Origin of the sequence: Micromonospora wenchangensis (assembly GCF_002210435.1) — a bacterium.
In the GTDB taxonomy this organism is placed as follows: domain Bacteria; phylum Actinomycetota; class Actinomycetes; order Mycobacteriales; family Micromonosporaceae; genus Micromonospora; species Micromonospora wenchangensis.
This window is the reverse complement of the sequence record NZ_MZMV01000049.1, coordinates 43,456-52,379: the sequence shown is the minus strand read 5'-3', so window position 1 is coordinate 52,379 and position 8,924 is coordinate 43,456. Positions and strand designations below refer to the sequence as shown.

Sequence of the window (8,924 nt, the reverse complement as noted above, 5' to 3'; positions counted from 1 at the left end):
CCGGCTCGGCGGGGTGACCCAGGTGATCAGCCCGGTCGGCTCCGGGCTGCTGGTGCACAACCGGCTCACCCACAGTCTCAAGGTCGCCCAGGTGGCCCGCGCGATCGCCGAGCGGCTGACCGCCGACCCGGCCCAGCGGGACCTGGTCGACAAGCTGGGCGGCTGCGACCCGGACGTGGTGGAGGCCGCCGCCCTCGCCCACGACCTCGGCCACCCGCCGTTCGGGCACCTGGGGGAGCGGGTGCTCGACCGGTTGGCCCGGCAACGGCTCGGGCTGGCCGACGGCTTCGAGGGCAACGCCCAGTCGTACCGGATCGTCACCAGCACCGAGATCCGGGGGGCCGCCACCACCGGGCTCGACCTGACCGCCGCCGTGCGGGCGGCGATGCTGAAGTACCCCTGGACCCGGCTGGACCACCCCGACCCGCACCCCCGGCACCTGCGGCCCGCCCCCCGGGGTGCCGCCGCCCCACCGGACGACCCGGACAGCGGCTCGGTGAAGTTCGGCGCGTACAGCACGGAACTCGCCGACCTGCGGCAGGCCCGCGCCCCGTTCGAGGGGCGGATCGCGCCGTGGCAGCAGACCGTCGAGGCGTCGGTGATGGACACCGCCGACGACATCGCGTACGCCATCCACGACGTGGAGGACTTCTACCGGGTGGGGGTGCTCCAGCAGGGCACCGTCGCCGCCGAGCTGATGGCCTGGCAGCGCGAGGGCGGGCACCTGCGGGCGGTCACCGACGCCGCGCTGGCCGGGGCCGCCCGCCGACCCGGCTCGGCGATCGAGGCGCTGCGCCGGCAACTGCACCGCAAGGACGCCTGGATCGCCGACGACGACGCGTTCGCCGCCGCCGTCGAGCACGTCCGCGAGGAACTGGTGGACGGGCTGCTGGCGCTGCCCTTCGACGGCTCGATCGAGGCGGAGCAGTACGTGGCCCGGTTCTCGGCCCGGTGGACCACCCGGCTGGTCGACGCGATCACGGTGACCGCCGCCCCGGACGTGCGCTCCGGCCACGTGCTGCTGGCCCGCGCCCAGTGGCACGAGGTGCAGGTGCTCAAGTTCGTCCACCACCGGTTCGTGCTGGCCCGCCCCGACCTGGCCCTGCACCAGCGGGGCCAGGCCCGGCTGCTGGGCACCCTGGTCGAGTCGCTGTGGGAGTGGCTGCTCGACCCCGAGGAGGAGTCCCGGCTGCCCCGCCGCCTGCCCGACCTGGTGGAGCTGGCCGAGGCGGAGCTGCACCCGCGTACCCCGGACCGGATCTCCCGGGCCCGGGGCCGGGCCATCGTCGACTTCGTCGCCCAGCTCACCGACGGGCAGGCGGCGGCGATGCTGGACGTGCTGTCCGGCCGCTCCGGCGCGCTGTGGACCGACGCCTTCGTGCTCTGAGCGGCGGGCGGTGGACGCCCGCGGTCAGGCGATCGTCTGCCACCAGCCGTCGACCGCCGACGGGTCGTCGACCACCACCCGCTCGCCGGGGCGGGGCACCGCCAGCCGCACGCCCCGCGCCTTGGCCTCGGCCCAGAGCCGGTCGACCGGCTCGGACCAGTCGTGCAGGGCCAGGTTGAAGGTGGCCCAGTGCACCGGGACGAGCAGGTCGCCGCGCAGGTCGAGGTGGGCGGCGACGGCCTCCTCGGGGAACATGTGGATGCCCGGCCAGGCCCGGTCGTACGCGCCGATCTGCATCAGCGTCACGTCGAACGGCCCGTGCTCCGCGCCGATCTCGGCGTACCCGTCGAAGTAGCCGGAGTCGCCGGTGTAGAAGACCTTCCGGTGCGCCCCGGCGACCACCCACGAACTCCACAGCGTGCCGTCGCGGCGCAGCCCCCGGCCGGAGAAGTGCTGGGCGGCGGTGGCGGTGATCTCCAGGCCGCCGACCCGGTGCCCCTGCGACCAGTCCAGCTCGATGATCCGGTCGTCGGGCACCCCCCACCGGTCGAGGTGCGCGCCGACGCCCAGCGGCACCAGGAACGGCGCCGACTGCCGGTGGACCAGTTCCCGGACGGTGGCCATGTCGAGGTGGTCGTAGTGGTCGTGGGAGATGAGGATCGCGTCGACGGTGGGCAGCTCGTCGAGGCGTACCGGGGGCTCGTGCAGCCGCTTCGGCCCCACCACGGCCGACGGCGAGCACCTGTCGCTCCACACCGGGTCGATCAGCACCCGGTGCCCCTCGATCTCGACCAGCGTCGAGGCGTGGCCGTACCAGACGACGTTCAGTTCCCGCGCCACGTCGGTGGTCGGGGCGGGGGCGGGCCGCAGCAGCGGGACCGGTGCGGTCGGACGGCGACGCTGCTGGCCGAAGAGCAGTTCCCGCAGCAGGTTACGGCCGGAATCGCCGCCGGGCATGGTGCGGGTGGCGACCCGGTTGTGGAAGGTCCCGTCGCGGAACTGCGCCGACCGGGCGGCCCGTTCCGCACGTGCGCCGGTCAGCCGGCCGCCCAGCGCCGCCGGCACGTCCCGGGCCGTCCATGCCAGGCCGGCGACCGCCGCCAACCCCGCCACCTGCCACAGCCGCCCGCCGAGCGTCCGTCCGGCCGTACGTTCCGCTGGTTGCCCCATGTGTCGTCCCCCTCGCCGGTGTCCCGCAGTACACGGTAGTCACCGCCGGCCGCTCCCGCCCACGCCGAGCCACGGTCCGTCCCGCTTCGGGGGCCGGTCGGTCGGCGGGAGACCGGGGCGAGGGCCGGCCCGGACGCCTGGCGGTGGGAGGCCCGGATGGCGGGGCGGCGGGGCCGGTCAGCCGCCGTTGCTGGGTCGCTGCCGGGCGATCCGGTGCCGGGGCGCGTCGGCGGTGCCCCTGAGCTGCGCGGTCGCGTCCAGGAAGAACCGGCCGAGCCGGGCCCGGGCCTGCACCACCGGGTGGGTGGCGCCGAAGTTGTCCCGGTCGGCCTGGCCGTCGGCGAAGAGCACGTAGGTCAGCACGGCCGCCCCGGTGGTGTCGAAGACCACACCGGCCTCGTGCCGGGCGTCGACGAACCAGCCGGCCTTGGTGGCCACCCGGGCCCGCTCCGCCGAGGACATGGTGCGCCGGATGCCGTCGGTGAAGGCGACCGGGGAGCGCAGCAGCTTGAGCACGAGGGCGGTCGACGACGGCGACAGCAACGTGCCGGCGACCAGGGCGCGCAGCAGCGCGTGCGTCTCCCGGGCGGTGCTGGTGCCGAGATAGAACCGGTGGGGGTCGGACAGCGGCTGCACCTGGGTGTCGGGGAAGCCCTTGGCGGCCAGGGTGCGGTTGATCTCGGCGGCCGGGCAGACCAGGCCGCACAGCCGCGACGCGGTGTCGTCGGAGACGGTGAGCAGGTTGGCCAGCACGTGCCCGACGGTCACCGAACTGGGGTAGGCGGTGTCCAGAACGAAGATGCCGTCGCCGCCGGGCACCACGGTCGAGGCGGCCACCTCGACCCGCTGGTCGAGGGTGAGCAGCCCCCGGTCGATCCTGTCGAGCACCGCGACGGCCACCGCGATCTTGTTGACGCTGTACGCCTCGACCCGCCGGTCGGCGGACTCGGAGACCGCGACCAGCGGGGTGACGCCGTTCTCCAGGCTGAGGTGGACCTGCCAGTTGCCGCCGGTCAGCGACTTCTCCCGCTGGAAGGCCGCGGCGATCCGCGGGGCGACGAGTTCCGGGCTCGCCGCGGCGGAAGCGGACCTGCCGGGGCGGCCGGCGGCCGATGCCGGTGCGCCGACGAGCACCGCCCCGGCCGTGGCGGCCGTGCCGAGGCCCAGCGCCGTCCTGCGGTTCACCCTGCTGGTCACGTCTCTCCCGTCGGACGGTGGCCCGGAACTGTCTCCGGGCCACCACTCTAGGTGAGCGGACCGGCCCGTGGGGGGCCGGTCAGCGCCGCCGACGCCGGGCCGCCCCACCCGCCGCGAGTGCCGTACCGACCGCCAGCGCCGTCCCGGCCGCGACCGCCACCCCCGTACCGACCGCGGTGGCCGTCCTGCTCGTGGTGGCACCGCGCAGCAGGGCGGACAGCTCCGGCAGCCAGCCGCCGCGCACCGCCGCGCCGGCCGGGTCCGGGACGAACACGACGCCGTCGTGCGGGGCGACGGCCTGCCCGGTCAGCCCGCCGCGCCGCATCAGCGGCCCGACGAGCGCGTCGTAGACGCCCGGCAGGAGGATGAAGCCGCCCCGCATGAGCAGGTTGACCCGGCCCACCGAGACCTCCCGGCGGGGCCGGTCGGCGCAGCGCGCGACGGCCCGCGCCACCCGCTGCGGGGTGGTGACCGGCAGCGGGGGCCGGCCGGCCCGCCCGAGGTAGTTCGCCGCCCGCTGGTAGACCGGGGTGTCCACGCTGCCCGGGGTGACCAGGCAGACGTGCACCCCGGGCAGCTCCCGGGCCTCCTGCTGCACGGTGCGGACCAGCCCCTGAAGGCCCCACTTGCTGGTCACGTAGCCGCTCATGTACGGGGCGGTGACGTGCCCGAGGACCGAGCCGGTGAGGATCAGGGTGCCCCCGCCGGCCGCCCGGAACCGGCGCAGCGCCACCCGGACGACGCCGGCCGCGCCGAGCAGGTCGGTGCGGACCACCCGGTCGAAGACCGCCGCCGGGAGTTCCTCGAACCGGCCGTAGGCCATCACCGCCGCGGTGTGCACCCAGACGTCGATCCGGCCGAACTCGCGTACCGCCGTGTCGGCCAGGGCGTCGAGCGCGTCGGGGTCGGTGACGTCGGTGGGCACCGTGCGTACCCGCCCGGCGCCGGCGTCGTGGCACTCCCGGCGTACCTCGGCCAGGCTTTCGGGGGAGCGGGCGGCGAGGACCACCCGGTCCCCGCGCCCGGCGAACTCCCGGGCCGCCGCGCGGCCGATGCCGCTGGTGGCCCCGGTGACCACCACCACCCGGCTCACGGAGCGAGCACGACCTTCACGCAGCCGTCCTCCTTCTTCTGGAACATCTCGTACGCCTTCGGCGCGTCCACCAGCGGCATCCGGTGGGTCCGCAGGTCCTCCACGCCCAGCGGGTCGTCGTCGCCGGACAGCAGCGGCAGGATCTCGTCGGTCCACCGGCGCACGTGGCACTGGCCCATCCGCAACTGGATGCCCCGGTCGAACATCTCCATCAGCGGCATCGGGTCCACCTCGCCGCCGTACACCCCGGAGATCGAGACGGTGCCGCCGCGCCGGACGGCCTTGAGGGCGGCCTTGAGCACGGTCAACCGGTCCACACCGGCCTTGTCGATCATTTTCTCGGCCAGCTTGTCCGGCAGCAGCCCGGCGGCGTGCTGGGCCAGCTTGCCGCTGGTCGAGCCGTGCGCCTCCATGCCTACCGCGTCGATCACCGCGTCCGGGCCGCGCCCGTCGACCAGGTCGACCAGCGCGCCGGGCACGTCGTCGAGCTGGCTGACGTCGAGCGTCTCGATGCCGTGCCGGCGGGCCATCTCCAGCCGCTCGGGCACCAGGTCCAGCCCGATCACCCGGCCCGCGCCGAGGTGCCGGCCGATCCGGGCGCAGAACTGCCCGACCGGGCCGAGCCCGAACACGGCGAGGGTGCCGCCGGGCGGGGTGTCGGCGTACTTCACCGCCTGCCAGGCGGTGGGCAGGATGTCGCTGAGATAGAGGTAGCGCTCGTCGGCCCCGGTCTGCGGGATGGTGATCGGGCCGAACTGGGCCTGCGGGACCCGCAGGTACTCGGCCTGCCCGCCGGGGACGGAGCCGTAGAGCGACGTGTAGCCGAACAGCGACGCGCCCTTGCCCTCGGCGGTCACCTGGGTCGTCTCGCACTGGGCGAAGAGCTGCCGCTCGCACATCCAGCAGTGCCCGCAGGCGATGTTGAACGGGACGACCACCCGGTCGCCGGGCTTGAGCCGGGTCACCCCGGAGCCGACCTCCTCGACGATGCCCATCGGTTCGTGCCCGAGGATGTCACCGGGCTTCAGGTACGGCCCGAGCACCTCGTACAGGTGCAGGTCGGAGCCGCAGATCGCGGTCGAGGTGATCCGCACGATCGCGTCCGTCGGCGCCTCGATCCGGGGGTCCGGGACCTCGTCCACCCGGACGTCGCGCTTGCCGTGCCAGGTCAGTGCCTTCATCGCTGCTGTCCCCTCTCGGTGCCGTCGAGGGGTCTGCTACCCCGGCAGGGGCGCTTGAACCGGCGGCGTGCCTGCTGCCCGCGCCGGACCGCCCGGCGACCCGCCGCCGCGTATCCCGGGGGACGCCGGCCCAACGCAGGAGAGACGGCGACCGCCGCACCCCCGGAGCCGGGGGTGCGGCGGTCGTGGTGGAGCAGCTGTCAGGAGCCGGGGGTGTCGCCGCGCTTGGCGGTGGCGGTGAGGTAGTCCCGGTTGAGCCGGCCGATGGTGTTCAGCGGGATGCCCTTGGGGCAGACCGCGGTGCACTCGCCGGCGTTGGTGCAGCCGCCGAAGCCGGCCTCGTCGTGCGCGTCGACCATGCCGATCACCCGGGTGTAGCGCTCCGGCTGGCCCTGCGGCAGCAGCGAGAGCTGGGTGACCTTGGCGGCGGTGAAGAGCATGCCGGAGCCGTTGGGGCAGGCCGCCACGCAGGCCCCGCAGCCGATGCAGGCGGCGGATTCGAAGGCGGCGTCGGCGTTGGCCTTGGCCACCGGCGCGGCATGCGCCTCGGGGGCGCTGCCGGTCGGTGCGGTGATGTAGCCACCGGCCGCGATGATCTTGTCGAAGGCGCTCCGGTTGACCACCAGGTCCTTGATCACCGGGAAGGCGCGGGCCCGCCACGGCTCGATGTCGATCGTCTCGCCGTCTTTGAACTGCCGCATGTGCAGCTGGCAGGCGGTGGTGCCGCGCTGCGGGCCGTGCGCGTCCCCGTTGATCATGAGACCGCACATGCCGCAGATGCCCTCGCGGCAGTCGTGGTCGAACGCGACCGGCTCCTCCCCGGCGAGGATCAGCCGCTCGTTGAGCACGTCGAGCATCTCCAGGAACGACATGTCGGGGGAGACGTCGTCGACCGGGTAGGTCACCATCCGCCCCTTGTCCTGGGGGCCGGACTGACGCCAGATGCGCAGGGTCAGGTTCACTTGTAGCTCCGCTGCGTGGGGTGGACGTACTCGAACTTCAGGTCTTCCTTGTGCAGCACGGCCGGCTCACCGGTGGCGGTGAACTCCCAGGCCGCCACGTAGGCGAACCGGTCGTCGTCGCGCTGCGCCTCACCGTCGGGGGTCTGGTGCTCGGCCCGGAAGTGGCCGCCGCAGGACTCCTCACGGTGCAGGGCGTCGATGCACATCAGCTCGGCCAGCTCGAAGAAGTCTGCCACCCGGCCGGCCTTCTCCAGCGACTGGTTGAGCCCCTCGCCGTCGCCCGGCACCCGGACCCGCTGCCAGAACTGCTCCCGCAGCGCCCGGATCTCGTCGATGGCCTTGCGCAGCCCGGCCTCGGAGCGCTCCATGCCGCAGTGTTCCCACATGATCTGGCCCAGCTCCCGGTGGAACGAGTCCACCGTCCGGTCGCCGTTCACGGCCAGCAGCCGGGCGATCCGGTCCTCCACGTCGCGCCGGGCCTGCACCGCCGCCGGGTGGCTGGCGTCGACCTTGTCCAGCGGACCGGAGGCCAGGTAGTGGGCGATGGTGGTGGGCAGCACGAAGTACCCGTCGGCCAGGCCCTGCATCAGGGCCGACGCGCCGAGCCGGTTCGCGCCGTGGTCGGAGAAGTTCGCCTCGCCGATCACGAACAGGCCGGGGATGGTCGACTGGAGGTCGTAGTCGACCCACAGCCCGCCCATCGTGTAGTGCACGGCGGGGTAGATCCGCATCGGCACCCGGTACGGGTCCTCGCCGGTGATCCGCTCGTACATCTCGAACAGGTTGCCGTACTTGGCCTCGATGGCCTTGCGGCCGAGCCGTTCGATCGCGTCGGCGAAGTCGAGGTAGACCCCGAGCTTGGTCGGCCCGACGCCCCGGCCCTCGTCGCAGACGTTCTTGGCGGCCCGGGAGGCGATGTCCCGGGGGACCAGGTTGCCGAACGACGGGTAGATCCGCTCCAGGTAGTAGTCCCGCTCGTCCTCCGGGATCTGCCGGGGGTCGCGGTCGTCGCCCTTGGCCTTCGGCACCCAGACCCGGCCGTCGTTGCGCAGCGACTCGCTCATCAGGGTCAGCTTCGACTGGTGGTCGCCGGAGACCGGGATGCAGGTCGGGTGGATCTGGGTGTAGCAGGGGTTGGCGAAGTACGCGCCCTTGCGGTGCGCCCGCCAGGAGGCGGTGACGTTGCAGCCCTTGGCGTTGGTGGAGAGGTAGAAGACGTTGCCGTAGCCGCCGGAGGCGAGCACCACCGCGTCGGCCATCTCGGTGCTGATCTCACCGGTGACCATGTCCCGCACCACGATGCCCCGGGCCCGGCCGTCCACGACGACCAGTTCGAGCATCTCGTGGCGGGTGTGCATCTCCACGTTGCCCAGGCCGATCTGCCGCTCCAGCGCCTGGTACGCGCCGAGCAGCAGCTGCTGGCCCGTCTGGCCCCGGGCGTAGAAGGTGCGCTGCACCTGCGCGCCGCCGAAGGAGCGGGTGTCCAGCAGCCCGCCGTACTCGCGGGCGAACGGGACGCCCTGGGCGACGCACTGGTCGATGATGTTGACCGACACCTCGGCGAGCCGGTGCACGTTCGACTCGCGGGAGCGGAAGTCGCCGCCCTTGACCGTGTCGTAGAAGAGCCGGTGCACCGAGTCGCCGTCGTTGCGGTAGTTCTTGGCGGCGTTGATGCCGCCCTGCGCGGCGATCGAGTGGGCGCGGCGCGGGCTGTCCTGGTAGCAGTAGCTGCGCACCCGGTAGCCCTGCTCGGCGAGGGTGGCGGCGGCGGAGCCACCGGCCAGGCCAGTGCCCACCACGATCACCGTCAGCTTGCGCCGGTTCGCCGGGTTGACCAGCTTGGCCTCGAAGCGGCGGGTCTCCCAGCGCTTCTCGACCGGGCCGTCGGGAGCCTTCGTGTCGGCGATCGGCTCGCCCTCGGTGAAGAGTTCCAT

Annotated in this window: 7 protein-coding genes; 1 reads left to right on the top strand and 6 read right to left on the bottom strand. The window is 73.7% G+C overall.

Annotation, left to right across the window (positions count from 1 at the left end; translation table 11 throughout):
* Window positions 1–1,387: deoxyguanosinetriphosphate triphosphohydrolase family protein (locus tag B5D80_RS24415; protein ID WP_088646275.1), on the top strand; the 1,387-nt coding region annotated here is incomplete at its 5' end.
* A gap of 24 nt (window positions 1,388–1,411) precedes the next feature.
* Here the strand turns inward: B5D80_RS24415 and B5D80_RS24410 are convergent.
* The 6 genes from B5D80_RS24410 to B5D80_RS24385 form a co-directional block, all read right to left on the bottom strand.
* Window positions 1,412–2,557 (bottom strand): MBL fold metallo-hydrolase, encoded by a 1,146-nt coding sequence (locus tag B5D80_RS24410; protein WP_088646267.1) that lies wholly within the window; start codon window positions 2,555–2,557, stop codon window positions 1,412–1,414.
* Window positions 2,558–2,734: 177 nt separating this feature from the next.
* The gene (locus B5D80_RS24405) at window positions 2,735–3,754 is read right to left on the bottom strand and encodes a serine hydrolase (RefSeq protein WP_088646266.1); all 1,020 of its coding nucleotides are present in this window, start codon (window positions 3,752–3,754) and stop codon (window positions 2,735–2,737) included.
* A 79-nt stretch (window positions 3,755–3,833) separates the two neighbouring features.
* Complete coding sequence (locus B5D80_RS24400) at window positions 3,834–4,847, bottom strand: SDR family NAD(P)-dependent oxidoreductase (RefSeq protein WP_088646265.1); 1,014 nt, start codon at window positions 4,845–4,847, stop codon at window positions 3,834–3,836.
* Window positions 4,844–6,028, bottom strand: coding sequence for a zinc-dependent alcohol dehydrogenase (locus B5D80_RS24395; protein ID WP_088646264.1), 1,185 nt, complete (start codon window positions 6,026–6,028; stop codon window positions 4,844–4,846). Before B5D80_RS24395 ends, B5D80_RS24400 begins: the two co-directional genes overlap by 4 nt.
* 200 nt (window positions 6,029–6,228) lie before the next feature.
* Complete coding sequence (locus B5D80_RS24390) at window positions 6,229–6,990, bottom strand: succinate dehydrogenase/fumarate reductase iron-sulfur subunit (RefSeq protein ID WP_088646263.1); 762 nt, start codon at window positions 6,988–6,990, stop codon at window positions 6,229–6,231.
* Entirely contained in the window at window positions 6,987–8,924 is a 1,938-nt protein-coding gene (locus B5D80_RS24385) for a fumarate reductase/succinate dehydrogenase flavoprotein subunit (protein WP_088646262.1), read from the bottom strand. The genes B5D80_RS24390 and B5D80_RS24385 overlap by 4 nt, the downstream gene beginning before the upstream one ends.